A 17,959-nucleotide genomic window follows, 5' to 3' on the forward strand; every position below is an offset into this window, starting at 1 on the left:
GCGTCAGGTGACCCGCAAGCGCGAGCGATTCGGCGCCAAACGTCCCGCGATCAGCAGCACGACCACACAGGTGATCGATGCGACGACGACGAGGATATTGGCACCGCGATCGTCGCCTGCCTGCACCGCCGCGTAAATCGCCACCGACAAGGTTTGCGTACGGCCGGGCAGGTTGCCTGCAATCATCAGCGTGGCACCGAACTCGCCCAGCGCGCGGGCAAAAGCGAGCAGGGCGCCAGCGGTAATTCCCTTCGACGCCAGCGGCAGCGAGACGCGAAAAAATACCGCGCGCTCGGGCAGGCCCAGTACGCGTGCGGCGCTCTCCAGCTGCGGGTCGACGTTTTCGAAGGCGGCGCGCGCGGCTTTCTGGATCAATGGAAAGGCCACCAGGGTCGAGGCGATCACCGCGCCCTCCCAGGTGAATACCGGATTGATGCCCCAGCGCTCCAGCCACGCGCCGAACACGCCGCGCCGCCCCAGCAGCACCAGCAGGTAATAGCCCAGCACGGTGGGTGGCAGCACCAGTGGCAGGGTCAACAGCGAGTCGACCAGATCGCGCAGCGGCGAGCGCCAGCGCGACAGTCCGAAGGCCACTGGGATGCCAAGCAGCAGATTCAGCGCGGTCGCGCAGATCGCCACTTTCAGCGACAGCAGCAGTGGAAACCAGATGCCCATGCGCCGCTGTCAGGGTTTGAGAAATCCGGATTTGGCCAACAGCTGCTGGCCCTCCGGCGACAGCACGAAATTCTCGAAAGCCTGCGCGTCGGCGACATGGTTCGACTGCGCCACCACCGCGATCGGATAGCTGATCGGCGTCGGCGAGTTCACCCGCAGCGCGACCCTGACCTTGTCTTTTGCAATAGCTGCGTCGGTGGCAAACACAAAACCGGCATCGACCTCGTCGCGGGCCACGTAATCCAGGCTCTGCCGCACGTTAGCCGCGAGCACCGCCTTGGCCGAGACCGCCTGCCATGAACCATCCGCCTGCAGCGCGGCCTGCGTATAACGTCCTACCGGGACCGACGCCGGGTCACCATAGGCAATCCGTCTGACCGACGGCTGCTCGAGATCCTTCAGGCCGGTGATCGTCAGCTGGCTGGTCGTCGGCACGATCAGCACCAGCTGGTTGGTGGCAAAGTTCTTCCGTGACCCGTTCAGCAGCACGCCCTGTGCCTGCGCCTTGTCCATTGCCTTCTGATCAGCCGAGGCGAATACGTCGGCCGGCGCACCGTTGGCGATCTGCTGCAGCAGGACATCCGACGCCGCGAAGTTGAGCACAACCTTGGTGCCCGGATGCTTCGCTTCATAGGCGGTAGCGACCGTCTTGAACGCGTCGGTGAGGCTGGACGCTGCCGATACCACCACGTCGCCGGCACTGGCGTTGCCCGCCCAGCAGGCGAAGACGAAAGAGAGAGACGCGAACAGTCGACGAGAGCGGGGCGTAGGCATGTTTGTCCAGGGCGTGCGGAGGTGGCCGATATATAGTGGACTACATAGCGTCAGTCAAAGGTAAACACAGGGCTGTGAGCGGATTGGGGACCCTCTTAAAACGGGTCGGCCGATATCAGCCAACGACAGCCGGAACGTTCATTTGCTTCACCGCTTCGCTGGCCAGCGGCAGCAGGCCCTCGCCACCGTCAGTGACGAAGTCTTTCAGCTGCCGGCGCATCACTGGGTCCCAGAAGCGGGTGAGGTGATCGCGCACGCCGGTCACGGCGGTGGCGTGGTCGGGCTCTGAGGTGAAGTAGGTGGCGATGTCGTTGGCCATGGTGACCAGTCGTTCGATGTGCATCACGGTTCCTGCAAACGTTCGGACGGCTGATCGGGCAGCAGTCGATGGGGATGGGTATAGACGTTGTGGCTGCCGGGCCGGGCGAAGCCGATCAGCGTGATGCCGGCGCTGCGCGCCAGCTCGATCGCCAGCGCAGTCGGCGCCGAGATGGCCGCAAGCAGGGCGATACCGGCGCTCGATGCCTTGGTGACCATTTCATAGCTGGCCCGGCTGGTGACTAGCGCCATGCCGGTTTGTGGATCGATGCCGGTGCGATGAATGGCGCCGATCAACTTATCCAGCGCGTTGTGGCGGCCGACGTCTTCGCGCACCAGCAAGATGCTGCCCTCGCGATCGGCCCAGGCCGCCGCGTGCACCGCGCCGGTAGCCCCGTTCATCGGCTGCTGCGACTGCAGCTGGCTCAATGCACGTTCCAGTGCGCCGCGAGTTACTGTTATGCCGGTGCCGACCGGCGGACTGTGCCGTATCGCCTGCTCCAGCTCGCGTGTGCCGCAGATGCCGCAGCCGCTGCGGCCCGGCAGCAGGCGCTCATGCTGATGGGCGAGATGCGCGCCGTGGGCTTCGGCATCGACGGTCATCGATAGCTGCATGCCTTCGAGCAGGGTCTGGACATCCACCTGCAGCAGCTGTGCCGGTGCGGTGACCAGACCTTCGCTGAGCGAAAAACCCAGCGCAAAGTCTTCCATATCATGCGGCGTCGCCATCATCACGGCAAAGCCCACGCCGTTGTAAAGCATCGCGATCGGCATCTCCTCGGCGACGCAGTCATCCTCGTGCGTCGCCTCGCCGTGCCGCCATCGATCAACCGCACGATGGACGAAGCCGGACGCTTTTTCTTCGCCATCCGGCATCGCTGGCTTACGCAGGCCCAAGCGTGCTGGCCGGTTGCGCCGCTGCCGACTGTTCCAGCAGCGATTGCTGCTCATTGGAGAACGCGAGGAAGCGCTTCTGCCATTCGGACGGCTGCGACACGCGGGTCACCTGCACGGCAGTGACCTTGTACTCCGGACAGTTGGTCGCCCAGTCCGAGTTGTCGGTGGTGATCACGTTGGCGCCGGATTCGGGGAAGTGGAAGGTGGTATAGACCACGCCCGGCTGCATGCGCTCGGAGACAAGGGCGCGCAGCACGGTTTCGCCCGAGCGGCTGGCGATACCGACCCAGTCGTCGCTGGCGATGCCGCGTTCCTCTGCATCGTGCGGATGGATTTCCAGACGATCCTCGTCATGCCACATCACGTTGGCCGTGCGCCGCGTCTGGGCACCGACGTTGTACTGGCTGAGGATGCGGCCGGTGGTGAGGATCAGCGGACGCTCGAGATTCACCTTTTCGCGCGTGGGCACGTACTCGGTCAGCATGAAGCGGCCCTTGCCGCGCACGAACTCGTCGATGTGCATGACCGGCGTGCCGTCGGGATGCTCTTCGTTGCACGGCCACTGGATCGAGCCGAGCTCGTCGATGCGATCGAAGCTCACGCCGTGGAAAGTCGGCGTCAGCGCCGCGATCTCGTCCATGATCTCCGAGGGATGCGCGTAATTCATCGGATAGCCCATGGCCTGCGCCAGCTTCTGGGTGATTTCCCAGTCGGCGTAACCGGCCTTGGGCGCCATCACCTTGCGCACGCGCGAGATGCGGCGCTCGGCGTTGGTAAACGTGCCGTCCTTCTCCAGAAACGAGCTGCCGGGCAGGAATACGTGCGCGTATTTCGCCGTCTCGTTGAGGAACAGATCCTGCACCACCACGCATTCCATTGCGGCGAGCGCGGCGGTCACGTGCTGGGTATCCGGATCGGACTGAGCGATGTCCTCGCCTTCGACGTACAGACCCTTGAAGCTGCCGTCCATCGCCGCCTCGAACATGTTCGGAATGCGCAGGCCGGGTTCGTTGTAAAGCGGCACGCCCCAGGCTTTTTCGAACAGCTCGCGCGTGGCGACGTCGCTGACGTGCCGATAGCCGGGAAACTCGTGCGGGAACGAGCCCATGTCGCAGGCGCCCTGCACATTGTTCTGGCCGCGCAGCGGGTTCACGCCCACGCCTTCGCGACCGATATTGCCGGTGGCCATCGCCAGATTGGCGATCGCCATCACCGTGGTGGAACCCTGCGCATGCTCGGTCACGCCGAGCCCGTAATAGATCGCACCATTGCCGCCGGTGGCGTAAAGGCGTGCGGCGCCGCGTACGGCGTCGGCCGGCACGCCGGTCTGCGCTTCCATCGCTTCGGGGCTGTATTTTTCCTGCGCGACGAAGTCACACCATTTGGCGAAGGCATCGTCCTCGCAGCGCTGCGCGACGAAGGCCTTGTCGACCAGGCCTTCGGTCACGATCACGTGGGCCAGCGTGTTGAGCACGGCCACGTTGGTACCCGGTTTCAGCTTGAGGTGATAGTCCGCCGTGATGTGCGGCGTACGCACCAAATCGATGCGGCGCGGGTCGATCACGATGAGCTTGGCGCCAGCGCGCAGCCGCTGCTTCATCTGCGAGCCGAACACTGGGTGGGCGTCGGTCGGGTTGGCACCGATGACCAGCACCACGTCGGTCTTTTCGATGGAGTCGAAATCCTGCGTGCCCGCCGATTCGCCCAATGTGGCCTTGAGGCCGTAGCCGGTCGGCGAATGGCAGACGCGCGCGCAGGTGTCGACGTTGTTGTTGCCGAAGCCGGCGCGGATCAGCTTCTGCACCAGATACGTTTCCTCGTTGGTGCAGCGCGAGGAGGTAATGCCGCCGATCGAATGCTTGCCGTAGGTGGCCTGCAGCCGCTTGAACTCGCTGCCGACGTGGGCGAACGCCTCGTCCCAGCTGACAATCCGCCACGGATCGGCGATGTTGGCGCGGATCATCGGCGTGTTGATGCGGTCCGGATGGCTGGCGTAGCCGATCGCGAAGCGGCCCTTGACGCAGGAGTGGCCATGGTTCGCATGGCCGTCCTTGTTCGGCACCATGCGCACGATCTCTTCGCCCTTCATCTCGGCGCGGAAGCTGCAGCCGACCCCGCAGTAGGCGCAGGTGGTGGTGACGCTGTGCTCGGCCTGGCCCTTGTCGATCAGCGACTTTTCCGACAGCGTCGCCGTCGGGCAGGCCTGCACGCAGGCGCCGCACGAGACGCATTCGGAATCGAGAAAACGGTTGTCCTGGCTGGCCGCGACCTTGGATTCGAAACCGCGGCCCTGGATCGTCAACGCGAACGTGCCCTGCACCTCGTCGCAGGCGCGCACGCAGCGCGAGCAGGCGATGCACTTGGACGGATCGAAGGTGAAGTAGGGGTTGGATTCGTCCTTCGGCGCGAACAGCGGGTTCGCTACCGGCGCGGCAGCGCGGCCGTCGAGCGTGATCTGGCTGTCCTTGCTCGCCGGCATCTTGGCAAACACGTGATTCGCGCCTTCGTAGCCGTAGCGCACTTCTCGCAGGCCGACGACGCCCGCCATATCCTGCAGTTCGCAGTGGCCGTTGGCGGGGCAGGTGAGGCAGTCCAGCGGATGGTCGGAGATGTACAGCTCCATCACGCCGCGGCGGATCTCGGCCAGCTTTGGCGTCTGCGTGCTGATCTTCATGCCGTCGGCGACCGGCGTGGTGCACGAGGCCGGATAGCCCTTGCGTCCTTCGATCTCGACCAGGCACAGGCGGCACGAACCGAATGCGTCGAGCATCTCGGTGGCGCAAAGCTTGGGAATATTGATTCCGGCCTGCGCGGCGGCGCGCATCACCGACGTGCCTTCCGGCACGTGGATGCTCTTGCCATCGATCTGCAGCGCAACGGTTTTTTCGGACACCGCTTTCGGTGTGCCGTAATCGATTTCGACGATGGACAACATGACGCGTTACCTCCTCAGGGCGTGACCGCTTCAGCGGCGCCTGCGAAATCTTCGGGGAAATGATCCAGTGCGCTGAGCACGGGGAAAGGTGCCATGCCGCCCAGCGCGCAGAGCGAACCGCCCAGCATGGTCTGGCACAGATCGCGTAGCAGCACTTCGTTGCGATCGCGTTCGGCGGTATCGCCGGCCTTGAGCCGGTCGATGACCTCCATGCCGCGGGTCGAACCGATGCGGCACGGCGTGCACTTGCCGCAGGATTCGATCGCGCAGAATTCCATCGCGTAGCGCGCCTGCGCGGCCATGTCGACGCTGTCGTCGAACACCACGATGCCGCCGTGACCAAGCATGCCGCCAATTGCGATAAAGGCTTCGTAATCAATCGGCGTATCGAACTGCGAGACCGGAATGTAGGCTCCAAGCGGACCGCCGACCTGCACCGCGCGCACCGGCCGGCCGCTGACCGTGCCGCCGCCGTAGTCTTCGATCAGCTCACGCAGCGTCAAGCCGAAGGCGCGTTCGACCAGACCCGCACGCTTCAGATTGCCTGCCAGCTGCATCGGCAAGGTACCGCGCGAACGGCCCATGCCGTAGTCGCGGTAGAACGCTGCGCCCTTGTCCAGAATCGTCGGCACCGAGGCCAGCGTCACCACGTTGTTGATCACGGTGGGCTTGCCGAACAGGCCTTCGATCGCCGGCAGCGGCGGCTTGAAGCGAACCATGCCGCGCTTGCCTTCGAGGCTTTCCAGCAGCGAGGTCTCCTCGCCACAGATATAAGCGCCAGCGGCCATGCGCACTTCGAGATGAAATGCCTTGCCGCTGCCACGGATGTTGCCGCCCAGATAACCCTCGGCCTCGGCCGTCTGGATGGCCGACTCCAGCGCGCGCTGCGCGTGTGGGTATTCCACCCGCAGATAGATGTAGCCCTGCGTGGCGCCTACCGCGATGCCGGCAATGGTCATTCCCTCAATCAGTACGAACGGGTCGCCTTCCATGATCATGCGGTCGGCATAGGTGCCCGAGTCGCCCTCGTCAGCGTTGCAGACGATGTACTTCTGCGAGGCCTGCGCATCCATGCAGGTTTTCCACTTGATGCCGGCAGGAAAAGCCGCCCCGCCGCGGCCGCGCAGGCCGGAGTCGGTAACGGCCTGAACTACTTCGACGCCGGTCATGCCGAGCGCGTTGTCCAGGCCGCGGTAGCCGCCGTGGACGCGGTAGTCGTCGAGGCTGCGCGGATCAACGATGCCGACGCGCGCAAAGGTCAGACGCTGCTGGCTTTTCAGATAGCCGATCTCTTCAGTCAACCCCAGGCTTTGGGCATGATGGCCGCCGTGCAGAAAATCCGCATCGAACAGTCCGGCGACATCCTCTGGCTGTACCGGGCCGAAGGCGATGCGGCCTTCGGATGTTGCCACCTCGACCATCGGTTCCAGCCAGTACAGGCCGCGCGAACCATTGCGCACGACCTGGATATCGAGGTCGCGCTGCTTTGCCTCCGCCGCGATGGCGGTGGCCACGGCTTCCGCGCCGAGTGACAGTGAGCCGGCATCCAGCGGCACGTAAACCGTGATGCTCATGTTGCCTCCGCGGCGAGCCACGCGTCGAACTGCTTCGGCGTCACTCGACCCTTGAGTTCTTCGTCCACCATGATCGCCGGTGAGCAGGCGCAGTTGCCGAGGCAGTAAACCGGCTCCAGCGTGTACGCACCATTGGCGGTGGTTTCATGGAAGTCTACGCCGAGGCGCTGTTTGATGTGTTGTTCCAGCGCCACCGCCCCCATGGCCTGGCAGGATTCCGCCCGGCACACGTAGATAACGCGCTTGCCGGACGGCTTGCTGCGAAAGAAGTGATAAAACGTGATCACGCCATGCACGTCGGCTCGGGAGAGGTTGAGCTCCCGCGCGATAAGCGGTACCGACGCCTCCGGCACATAGCCCAGTGCCTGCTGCACGCCGTGCAGTACTGGCAGCAGGGCGCCCGGCATGTCCTTCAGCCGGGTCGTCACCTCGATAACCGCGGCATGAATATCCTCGGGGATACTCGCCAGTCCGTTGCGATCGGATCCGTTGGGGTTGGCAGCACGTTTCATCACATCACCTTCGAAGTGTTTCTCAGAACAGGGCGGCGGCCTTGGCCAGCGCAATGTACAAACCAATCAGAAACGGCACGCCGACCGCCAGCCAGGCTAGCAGGCCAACGACACCGAAGCCGCCGCGGGCCGACGTTTCGGCGGTTGAGGTCACCCGATCCTCGTGCTGCAGCGCGCGTTCACGTGCCAGCTCGGCGTCGGTCATGAACACTGAAGCCTTCACCGGTCGCACCAGCGCGTTGCAGATCAGACCGAGCAACAGCAGGCCGGCCATGATGTACAGCGTGTTGTCGTAGACGAGGTTCTTGGCCACGCCGGCATCGAGCTGAGTCTGACGGATAGCGGCAATAAGGAACGGACCGATGACACCGGCTGCCGACCACGCGGTGAGCAGTCGGCCGTGAATGGCGCCGACCATCTGCGTGCCGAAAAGATCGGCCAGATAAGCGGGGATCGTGGCAAAACCGCCGCCATACATGCTGAGAATCACGCAGACGGTGACAACGAACATACCTGCCACACCCAGATGACCCCAGGTGGGCAGCAGGCAATACAGAACGATGCCGAGGATAAAGAACGCAAAATACGTGTTCTTGCGGCCAATCTTGTCCGACAGCGATGCCCAGAACAGGCGACCGAGGCTGTTGAACAGGCTGATCAGTCCGACCAGGCCTGCCGCGGCGGCCACGACGGCCGCTTTCTGCGCGGCGGTGAGCGTGGCTGCTGCATCGGCAAGACCGGCTAGCTTGCCGCCAAACACGTCCTGCAGCATCGGGCTGGCCACCGCGATCACCGAAATGCCGGCGGTCACGTTGAGAAACAGCACAGCCCACAGCAGCCAGAATTGCGGCGTCTTCCACGCGCGGCTTAGATGAACATGGTTATGAGTGACCATGGTCTTGCCGGCATCCTTAGCGGCCGGCGTCCAGCCACGTGGATACCAGCCGTTGGGTGCCACGCGAAAGCCGAGTGCACCTGCCGCCATCACGATGAAATAGATCGCGCCCATCACGATAAGCGTGGTGGAAACGCCCTGCGCGCTGGTATCGGAGAAGTGCTTCATCAGCGCGGCCGCCAGCGGCGCACCGATCATCGCGCCACCGCCAAAGCCCATGATGGCAAAACCGGTCGCCATGCCGCGACGATCGGGAAACCATTTGATCAGTGACGACACGGGCGTAATGTAACCGAGCCCAAGACCGATGCCACCGAGCACGCCGCAGCCGAGAAACACCAGCCACAGCTGGTGGCTCGATACGCCGATACCGCCGACGATCAGGCCGCCACCCCAGCACAGCGCCGCGACAAAACCGGCCTTGCGCGGGCCGGCGTGCTCCAGCCAGCCGCCCCACAGTGCCGCCGAAATGCCGAGCACCGCGATAAACGTTTCAAAGATGTGCGTGACCTGGGCCACCGTCCAGTTGCAATTGGTGCTGGTCAACGCGGCAAAAAAGCCGAGGTTGGCGCAGGTGGCAGGGTCGTTTGTTGCCAGCAGCTTGGACATCGGCAGCCAGAACACCGAGAAGCCGTACGCCATGCCGATGCACAGATGGATCGCCAATGCAGCCGGTGGAACCAGCCAGCGATTGAATTTGGGTCCTGCGATGGTGCGTTCCCGTGCGAAAAAACCCGGCGAGGTTCCTGTCCCCGCGGATGAAACAACTGCTTCTGGTACCCCTGCCATGAGCGTTCTCTCATTGAAGTGTCAAATATCCGGCGATGGTGCCGGGCGTTACAGCCGTGCTCGGTGCGTGTTTTTCGATGCTTACTTTTCAAATCTCGCTTGCGCCCAAGCAGAGCTTGCACGCAGAACGTTTCAACGTGTGACCTCCAATGTGTGACTCGTTGACTCAGCGCGCACGACTAACGTTGCCTGTCGGACCCGCTGTGGTCGGGTCTCATCATAAATCAACAGCTGCGTGCTTTCGCTTCGCCGCAGCGATGTTTATACGATGCATGGTTGCGGTACCAAGGATCACGCTGCAACGCAGTAAAAAGAATTTCCGTGCGGCATAAAGTCGCTGATACAGTTCCCCTGCATTGCTACAGGCGTATGACGCCACCGAGTCTCCTGCAAAAATCCCGCGGCCAGACTGTCGCGGCATCGGTAGTTTCATCGATATGTCTGCACGCGACGCCGTGAGTGTCGCCGTACGTGAGAAACTCGCGGTCCGGTTCACGAGCAGATGTGTTTCGCTATCCGATGATTGATTACGCCCAAGCACTCGAACGTCTTCTCGCGCAGATCGACCAACTGCCGACGGAAGCCTGTGCGCTCGGCGAGGCCTCGGGTCGGGTGCTGGCCGATGCGGTGGTCAGTCGCGTCGCGCTGCCTTCGTTTGATCATGCGGCGATGGATGGTTATGCGTTGAGCGCATCGAAGCCTTTGGTCGCCGGATCGGAACATCTCGTCCATGGCTCACAAGCGGCAGGTGATGCCGCTCGCTATGCGGAAGCAAGAGAAGGCGAACCCGGCGCCTGCGAGATCATGACGGGTGCGGCGCTGCCCGAGGGGCTTGACGCCGTCGTAGCCGTGGAACGCACCGAATGCCTTGCGACGCGCACGGACGGCATGCCTGCGCGGATTCGTCTGCTCGATACGCTGCATGCGGGCGACAATGTCCGTTACGCCGGCTCTGATGTGGCGCAGAGCGAACTGGTGCTGTCGGCGGGCACGCGGATCGCGTCCGCCCGGATCATGCTGCTGGCAGCTTTGGGCATCGCTTCGGTGCCGGTCGTGGCGCGAGCGCGCGTGGCGGTTATCTGCACCGGCAAGGAGCTACAGGCCGAGCTGGCCAAGCCGCTGCACGCCGAACGCATCCACAATTCCAACGGGCCCTATCTCATGGCGGCACTGAGCGCGGCCGGAGCCCGCGTGCTTTCGTGCGAGACGGTGGACGATACGGCAGTGACCTATGCCGACGCCCTGCAGCGTGCGATCGACGCCCGCGTCGATCTGGTGATCAGCACCGGTGCTGTCTCGATGGGCCGCTACGATTTTGTGCCGGATACGCTGCGCCGGTTTGGCGCGCAGCTGTTGTTCCACAAGGTGGCGATTCGCCCCGGCAAACCGCTGCTGGCGGCGCGGCTCGCCAACGGCCCGCTCGTGATTGCGCTGCCGGGTACGCCGATGGCGGTCGCTGCAGGCTTTCGCTTCATGGTGATACCCGCTTTGCGCAAGATGGGCGGGCAGGGCAGCGAAGCGGCCATAAATGCCGTACTCGACACGCCGCAGCAGCCGAAGGCCGGTCTACGCCACTTTCTGCGAGCGAATCTGCAGCCGCATTTGGACGGCCAAATGCACGTCGCCGTTCCGGAGCAGCAGCAGCCTTTCCGCATTCGTCCATTTGCCGATGCCGATGTCTGGGTCGTACTGCCGGAAGATGCCGGCGACTGTCCTGCCGGAACCCGCGTGCAGGTGGTCGGCGTGGAACCCGGCGAGCATCCACATTGCCTTGCCTCGCACTGATGGTTCGGTTTATCGAGTGTTCTTATGAAAATCCAGATTGAAGGCCAGCACCTGCGCGTGCGGATCGACGAAGACGAACTCGCGCGGCTGCTTGCCGCAGACGCCATCGAAGCACACACACGGTTCGCCGACGCATTCGCGATCGGATTCGAGCTGCAGCTGATCGAAGCCGAAGTCGCAAAGCTCACGGGTCAAGCCAACGCCTGGAGCATCGCATTGCCTGAAGCCGCCGTGCGCGAGCATGCTGGCCGTTTGCCGACGCGCGACGGCTTGCGCTTCGTCTTGCCTGGGCGCAGCGCCGAGGGCGCGCTGACCTTGCTATTCGACGTCGACGTGCGCGATAGCGTGAAGCGTCGACGATCGTCCTGAATGCGATCGGTAAGCGAAACCGAAACGCTTACCGGACCCTTTTACCAGACCAGATCGTCCGGCACCTCGAACTGCTTGTAGAATTCGTCATCGTCGCTTGGCGGTTGGCCGGTATCGCTGCGACCGTGATCCAGCACGATCATGGATGGATCACGCGCATAGACTTTGTCCGCCGCGATGCGCGGCAGCAGTTCATAAGCCTGATCGTGGCGTGCAATCACCAGCATGCCGCTGGCCAGCTGTGCGCGCAGCGCCTCGTTGACCAGTACGCTCTTGATTGCCCCGGCATCGGTGAATCGGTAAGCGATCTCGCCCTCGCGTTTCACCTTGTGCGCCTCGACGAGTTGTCGCACCTGCGCACGCTGCTCGGCCGCGCGTGCGGCCGCATTGCGTTCGGCGGCCAGCGCGCGATCACGCTCGGCGCGTTCGGCCTGCAGGCGCTGCGTGTCGACCTGCTCGGCCGCCGGCAGTACTGGTGATTTGCTGTGGCGCTGCTTGGTCTGCTCGCGCACGACTTGTGCGGCCTTGGCCTTGTTGACCAGACCGGCTTTGAGCAGTTGTTCCTGCAGAGGGTTACGCATGGTTATCGATGTGAACGGTTGGCGATGGTCGGGGGTCCGATTGTAGCGCTGTCGTCTGCAGGCATCCGTCAGTCAGCCTCTGCCAGCCAACGCCAGGCCGCCGATATCCGTGCTGGAAAGGCCGGTTTTCACGGGATATTTTCATGCTGCAACGAGGCGTGGAATCGCCGAAAGCCTGTGCTAGCGTCCCGCTCAGCAGGCGCGCAGGCCCGCCCGACGCCATGCCGCGCGGCCATTGGCCGCAGCACCCATAAGAGGCTCCAGCCATGTCATCGATTACTGCCACGTTTGACTACATCATCGTCGGAGCGGGACCGGCGGGCTGCGCCACCGCCACGCGGTTGGCCAAGGCTCGCCCGGACAGCAGCGTGCTGCTGCTGGAAACCGGTCCGGCCAAAAGCGGCGTGCTGTCGGATGTGCCCGTCGGCGTGGCCGGGCTGGTGCCGTTTCAGAACGCGCGCAACTATTCCTACCTCACGGTGCCGCAGCCGGGTCTCGGCGGGCGGCGCGGCGTGCAGCCGCGCGGGCGCGGCGTCGGCGGCTCCAGCCTAATCAACGCGATGATCTATATGCGTGGTCAGCACGAGGACTACGACGATTGGTCGAACGCCGGCGCCACCGGCTGGTCGTGGCGCGAGGTCATGCCGTATTTCCTGCGCGCGGAGAACAACGAGCGCGGCGCCAGCGAGTGGCATGCCACCGGTGGGCCGTTGAATGTGGCCGACCTGGTCAGCCCCACCGATTGCGCCAAGAATTTCATCAAGGCCGCCCAGCAGTGCGGATTCCCGCTGAATGCGGATTTCAACGGCGCCACGCAGGAGGGCGTGGGGCAATACCAGGTCTTTCAGAAGGACGGCAGCCGCTACAACGCGGCGCGCGCGTATATCGGTGGTCTGGCGCCGAAGAATCTCACCGTCATGGCCACCGCTCAGGTGGCGCGTGTGCTGATCGAACAGGGCCGCGCTACTGGCATCCGTTGTGCCGACGGCAGGGCATTTGCCGCACGCGCGGAAGTCGTGCTGTCTGGCGGCGCCTTCGGCACGCCGCAGCTGCTGATGATGTCGGGCATCGGCCCGGCCGATCACCTGCGATCGCTGGGCATCGACGTATTGCACAACAGCCCCGAGGTCGGCGGCAATCTGCAGGACCATCTGGACTTCACGATCTGCCGCGCCACCAACGACCGCGAGCTGCTCGGCATCGTGCCATCGATAGTTCCGCAGATCCTGGGGGCGATCAAGCCGTACAAGCAGGGCACCGGCATGCTGACCAGCAACGTGGCCGAAGCGGGCGGTTTCCTAAAAACGCGAAAGGAACTGGATCGGCCGGATATCCAGCTGCATCTGTGCATCGGTATCGTCGACAACCACAACCGCAAGACGCATCTCACGCGCGGGCTCAGCCTGCACGTGTGCAACTTGCGACCGCAGAGCCGCGGCGTGGTGCGGCTGCTGTCGAACGACATCCGCAAGGCGCCGATGATCGATCCGGGCTTCCTGTCGCATCCCGGCGATCTGGACACGCTGGTGGCCGGCGCGCGCATTGCACAGAACATCCTCGCGGCGCCAGCGTTTGCACGCTACGCCGGCAAGACCTACTACAGCGCCGACAGCGCGGATGAAAACGTTTTGCGCCAGGCCATTCGCGATCACGCCGACACCATTTATCACCCGGTCGGTACCTGTCGCATGGGCAGCGACGCGACGGCGCCGGTCGATCCGCAGCTGCGCGTGCGCGGTGTCAGTCATCTGCGTGTGGCCGATGCCTCGATCATGCCCACGCTGATCTCGGGCAATACCCAGGCGCCCAGCGCGATGATCGGTGAACGAGCGGCGGATTTCATCGTCGGCGCGCGCGACGTTTCTGCGCCCGCGCTGGCAGAGGTTATGTCCTAAGCGTTATCGCCGATACGCTTCCAGTAAATCTTTGTGCCGGTCAAACCACCGTGGGGTTTCAGCGCGTAGTCCGGAATGACGCCGGTGAGCTGGAAGCCCAGTTTTTCATAAAGCGGCGAAGCGCCGCCGTCGACCGCCGTGTCCAGTACCAGCAGCGTTCGCCGATGCGTGAGGGCTTCGGTTTCGGCAGCGATCATCAAGGCCCGCGCTACCCCTTGGCCACGATGGCTGAGGCGCATCATCAGCTTGGCAACTTCCGCTCGGTGCGGCTGGTTGGGTGGGCAGTCGGGCAGCAGGGTGACGCTGCCTATCAGCGTTTTGCCGTCCCAGGCACCCAGTATGACGCGCTTGCCCAGAGCGGCCGCGGCCAGCGAATCGGCCCAGAATGCCCTGGCCGTGTCGCCCGCGAGCGGATGCATGAAGCTCAGCGAACCGCCCGCTGCAACGGCCTCGATCAGCATATCGCTCAGCATAGCGACGACCGCCGGTGACGCACTCAAAGGCGTGATTTCAATGCCGCACATTCCGGTTTCATCTTCAGCCGTGCCAGCAGGCAATTTGCGGGATCACCATAGAACTTGCAACGCTTCGTCAGGCCAAGGAGAGCAGGCAACACGGCGTGTCGGTCTTACAAAACGGACGCCGGTGCTTCACGCGTCTTTCCGCATTAGGGTCCACGATGTGCGCAACGCAGCCGAGGTATCGCGAACGTAACCCTTTAATGGGTCGGGGCGAAAGCGACACGGCGGACTTTCATCCGCGAAACCGTTACTCAACCAAGGACAGTCTCATGAACGCGATCACCCTCAGGCGCAACGCCGTCCTCGCGGCTATGGCCGCAAGCCTCGCCCTTACGGCTTTCACGAGCGCTTTTGCAGCCGATCAGCCCACGGCGCCCATGCATATCCGCGGCACCGTGCTGGCGGTGACCGACGCGGGCTTTACCGTACAGACGCCGACCGGGACGCAGACGATCGCCGTGGCGCCGGCAACCAAGATCACCGGCGTCGTGCCGAGCAGCCTCGATGCGATCAAGTCCGGCACCTTTATCGGCACGGCCAACGTACCGGGCGCGTCCGGCGCTCGCGCGCTGGAAGTAGTCGTGTTTCCTGATGCCATGAAGGGTACGGGTCTGGGAGATTACGCCTGGGATCTGCCGGCCAAGAGCGGCACGCCATCGGCCATGACCAACGGCACCGTCAAGCAAAGCAAGAGCGGCGGCACGAAGTCGGCGATGACCAACGGTACCGTCAAGACGTCCAGCGGCTCGGGTGCGCGCACCCTCGTGGTGGACTACGGCAAGGGCGAAAAGACCATCAACGTGCCGGCTAACGTGCCGGTGGTGACCTTCCAGGCCGCCGACAGAACTGCCATTGTCAAGGGCGCGCACGTGTTCGTGGTCGGCAAGCCGGGCAATCCGGTCGGTGCGGGGCTCGTAGCGGTGGGCCTCAACGGTACCGTGCCGCCGATGTAATGGTGAATCTCGCACCGGCGCGGAATCGCCGGTGCGGTGCTTGAAAGAGGAAAGCCCTGCTCGCGTCGCGAACAGGGCTTTTTCTTTGGCATTCATGGCGGACGGGTTTTACGCCGCCTGTTGTTGAGCAGCCACGATTTTTACTGGCACCGATTTGTATGCTGGTGTGCCCGAGCGCTCGTCGTAGTTTTCCAGAGCGACAAGCGAGTTGCCTTCCGGGTAGTACATCGCCACCGAGCCGAGGGCGATCTCGTAGGCCACCGCGGTATAGCCGCGTACGGCACGCGTGTCGCTGCCGTTGGCCTGGTTGGGTACGGTTTCCACGTCGATACGGTCGCCGTGCTGCAATCCGCGTGCCGCCAGATCGCTGGGGTGGATGAAGATCACATCGCGCCGGCCGGTGATGCCGCGATAGCGATCGTCCATGCCGTAGATCGTGGTGTTGTACTGATCGTGCGATCGAATCGTGGTGAGCGTCAGCGCGTCCTTGACCTCGGGTCCGTCTTCGTCCAGCCCTTTGCCGATGAGAAAGTGCGCGCGCTTGTCGGGCGTCGCCCAGATCCGCTCGCAGGCGGCGATATACAGGCGGAAGCCGCCAGGCTCGCGCACGCGCTTGTTGAAATCCTTGAAAATCGGAAACACCGCCTCGATGCCATCGCGGATCAGGTCGTAATTGTCGATCATCGCCTGCCAGTCGACTTTCGTATTCGGCAGCGTCGCCATCGCCATCATCGCCACGATGGCGGGCTCCGAGCGCAGCGTCTGCGCCGCGGGCTTCAGTCGACCCTGCGAGGCGTGCACCATCGACATCGAATCCTCCACCGTCACCGACTGGAAACCGCCGGCTTGCAGATCCAGCTCGGTACGGCCCAGGCAGGGGAGAATGATCGACTCGCGCGCCAGGATCAGGTGGGAGCGGTTGAGTTTGGTCGCGATATGGACGGCCATATCGAGCTTGGCCATCGCCGCGAATGTTGCTTCGGGATCGGACATCGCCACGGCCAAATTGCCGCCGAGGCAGATCAAAACCTTAGAACGACCATCGCGTATCGCCTTGACTGCCTCCACGGCATCGTGACCGTGCTCGCTTGGCGGCCTGAAGCCAAAGCGTTTCTCGATGCCGTTGAGCAGATCGTCGTTGGGCTTTTCGGTAATGCCCACCGTACGATCGCCCTGCACGTTGGAGTGCCCGCGCAGCGGACAAATGCCCGCGCCCTTACGACCGATATTGCCGCGCATCAGCAGCAGGTTGGCAATGTGGTGCACGTTCTCGGTGCCATGCTTATGTTGGGTGATGCCCATGCCGTAGCAGACGATGACGCGCCTGGCGTTGACATAAACCGAGGCCGCCGCTTCGATATCAGCACGCGACAAGCCCGATTTACGCTCGATCGTCTCCCACGATGTTGCATTGAGATCGTCCACCAGCGCGTCGAGGCCGACCGTATGCTGGGCGATAAACGCATCGTCCAGCTTGCCCGGTCCGCCGGCGGCGCGATCGGCCGCGTCGGCGGCGAGCACGTACTTCATCATGCCCTTGAGCACGGCCACGTCGCCGCCGACCTTGACCTTGTAGTAAGTGGTGGCCAGTTCGGTCGCCTTGCCGGTCAGCATTTCCGCGGGGCTCTGCGGTGATACGAAACGCTCCAGTCCGCGCTCGGGCAGCGGGTTGAACACGATAATTGGCGCGCCGCGCTGCGCCACCTCGCGCAGGGTGCCAAGCATGCGCGGATGGTTGGTGCCCGGGTTGTGGCCGATCGAGAAGATCGCGTCGCAGTGGTCGAAGTCTTCCAGCGACACGGTGCCCTTGCCGACGCCGATGGACTGCGGCAGGCCGACACTGGTCGCCTCGTGGCACATGTTGGAGCAGTCGGGGAAATTATTGGTGCCGTACTCGCGCGCAAACAGCTGATAAAGAAACGCCGCTTCGTTCGACGCGCGGCCGGAGGTGTAGAACTCGGCCATGTTCGGATCGGGCAAAGCGCGCAGGCCGGCCGCAACGCGCTGCATCGCCTCCTCCCACGAGATTTCCACATAGGTGTCGCTGGCCTTGTCATAGGCCATGGGGTGGGTGAGGCGCCCTTCGTCCTCGAGCTGATGATCGTGCCAGCGCCAGAGTTCGCTCACCGTATGCTTGGCAAAGAATTCCGGCGTGGCGCGCTTCGACGTCGCTTCCCAGCTCACCGCTTTGGCGCCGTTCTCGCAGAACTCGAACGACGAGGTGTGCTTCGGATCGGGCCACGCGCAACCGGGGCAGTCGAAGCCGTTCGGCTGGTTCATCCGCCGCATGGCCGAGGTTTCTCGCACCACGGCCATCTGCTTGCTGATCGCGCCAGCGACTGCGCGCAACGCGCCCCAGCCGCCTGCGGGACCGTCGTATTCGCCAACGCCAGGAACCTTTTTCTCACTCATGAACTATCACCTTGCTCGATGCCGGACGGGCCAATAGCGAAATGCTGCACTGCAAATAATGTTACGACATGCGT

Annotated in this window: 15 protein-coding genes; 4 read left to right on the forward strand and 11 right to left on the reverse strand. The window is 63.6% G+C overall.

What is annotated here, in order from left to right:
• Positions 1 to 3: 3 nt before the first annotated feature.
• From modB to ACDK93_RS10380, 8 genes are all read right to left on the reverse strand, one after another.
• Entirely contained in the window at positions 4 to 675 is a 672-nt protein-coding gene (gene modB / locus ACDK93_RS10345) for a molybdate ABC transporter permease subunit (protein WP_458068433.1), read from the reverse strand.
• Positions 676 to 684: 9 nt separating this feature from the next.
• Positions 685 to 1,449, reverse strand: coding sequence for a molybdate ABC transporter substrate-binding protein (gene modA, locus ACDK93_RS10350; RefSeq protein WP_458068435.1), 765 nt, complete (start codon positions 1,447 to 1,449; stop codon positions 685 to 687).
• 115 nt (positions 1,450 to 1,564) lie between these two features.
• Positions 1,565 to 1,792 carry a formate dehydrogenase subunit delta gene (locus ACDK93_RS10355; protein ID WP_184505019.1) on the reverse strand — a complete coding sequence of 76 codons (228 nt, stop codon included), beginning with the start codon at positions 1,790 to 1,792 and terminating at the stop codon, positions 1,565 to 1,567.
• Positions 1,792 to 2,643: a formate dehydrogenase accessory sulfurtransferase FdhD gene (gene fdhD / locus ACDK93_RS10360; RefSeq protein WP_458072422.1), complete on the reverse strand. Its 852-nt coding sequence runs from the start codon at positions 2,641 to 2,643 to the stop codon at positions 1,792 to 1,794. Before fdhD ends, ACDK93_RS10355 begins: the two co-directional genes overlap by 1 nt.
• Positions 2,644 to 2,650: 7 nt before the next feature.
• Entirely contained in the window at positions 2,651 to 5,599 is a 2,949-nt protein-coding gene (gene fdhF / locus ACDK93_RS10365) for a formate dehydrogenase subunit alpha (RefSeq protein WP_458068436.1), read from the reverse strand.
• Between the two features lie 14 nt (positions 5,600 to 5,613).
• Complete coding sequence (locus tag ACDK93_RS10370; protein WP_458068438.1) at positions 5,614 to 7,173, reverse strand: formate dehydrogenase beta subunit; 1,560 nt, start codon at positions 7,171 to 7,173, stop codon at positions 5,614 to 5,616.
• Positions 7,170 to 7,685 carry a formate dehydrogenase subunit gamma gene (locus ACDK93_RS10375; RefSeq protein WP_458068439.1) on the reverse strand — a complete coding sequence of 172 codons (516 nt, stop codon included), beginning with the start codon at positions 7,683 to 7,685 and terminating at the stop codon, positions 7,170 to 7,172. Before ACDK93_RS10375 ends, ACDK93_RS10370 begins: the two co-directional genes overlap by 4 nt.
• Before the next feature lie 22 nt (positions 7,686 to 7,707).
• Positions 7,708 to 9,369, reverse strand: coding sequence for an OFA family MFS transporter (locus tag ACDK93_RS10380; RefSeq protein WP_458068440.1), 1,662 nt, complete (start codon positions 9,367 to 9,369; stop codon positions 7,708 to 7,710).
• Positions 9,370 to 9,873: 504 nt separating this feature from the next.
• Here ACDK93_RS10380 and ACDK93_RS10385 point away from each other — a divergent pair.
• Entirely contained in the window at positions 9,874 to 11,154 is a 1,281-nt protein-coding gene (locus tag ACDK93_RS10385; RefSeq protein WP_458068441.1) for a molybdopterin molybdotransferase MoeA, read from the forward strand.
• A 24-nt stretch (positions 11,155 to 11,178) separates the two neighbouring features.
• Complete coding sequence (locus tag ACDK93_RS10390) at positions 11,179 to 11,523, forward strand: DUF7009 family protein (RefSeq protein ID WP_458068442.1); 345 nt, start codon at positions 11,179 to 11,181, stop codon at positions 11,521 to 11,523.
• A 41-nt stretch (positions 11,524 to 11,564) separates the two neighbouring features.
• On the opposite strand, the gene ACDK93_RS10395 is transcribed toward ACDK93_RS10390, so the two are convergent.
• Positions 11,565 to 12,104, reverse strand: coding sequence for a DUF2058 domain-containing protein (locus tag ACDK93_RS10395; protein ID WP_458068444.1), 540 nt, complete (start codon positions 12,102 to 12,104; stop codon positions 11,565 to 11,567).
• Between the two features lie 266 nt (positions 12,105 to 12,370).
• Here ACDK93_RS10395 and ACDK93_RS10400 point away from each other — a divergent pair, with 266 nt between their 5' ends.
• Positions 12,371 to 13,999 carry a GMC family oxidoreductase gene (locus tag ACDK93_RS10400; protein ID WP_458068446.1) on the forward strand — a complete coding sequence of 543 codons (1,629 nt, stop codon included), beginning with the start codon at positions 12,371 to 12,373 and terminating at the stop codon, positions 13,997 to 13,999.
• On the opposite strand, the gene ACDK93_RS10405 is transcribed toward ACDK93_RS10400, so the two are convergent.
• Entirely contained in the window at positions 13,996 to 14,556 is a 561-nt protein-coding gene (locus ACDK93_RS10405; RefSeq protein WP_458068447.1) for a GNAT family N-acetyltransferase, read from the reverse strand. The genes ACDK93_RS10400 and ACDK93_RS10405 overlap by 4 nt on opposite strands.
• Before the next feature lie 233 nt (positions 14,557 to 14,789).
• Between ACDK93_RS10405 and ACDK93_RS10410 the strand changes: the two genes are divergently transcribed.
• A complete protein-coding gene (locus ACDK93_RS10410) occupies positions 14,790 to 15,473 on the forward strand; it encodes a hypothetical protein (protein ID WP_458068449.1) in 684 nt (227 codons plus the stop codon).
• Between the two features lie 108 nt (positions 15,474 to 15,581).
• Here ACDK93_RS10410 and ACDK93_RS10415 read toward each other — a convergent pair whose 3' ends face one another.
• On the reverse strand, positions 15,582 to 17,885 hold the full coding sequence (locus tag ACDK93_RS10415) for an FdhF/YdeP family oxidoreductase (RefSeq protein WP_458068450.1): 2,304 nt from the start codon (positions 17,883 to 17,885) through the stop codon (positions 15,582 to 15,584).
• Positions 17,886 to 17,959: the final 74 nt, after the last annotated feature.

The sequence above is a fragment of the Rhodanobacter sp. BL-MT-08 genome, assembly GCF_054161255.1.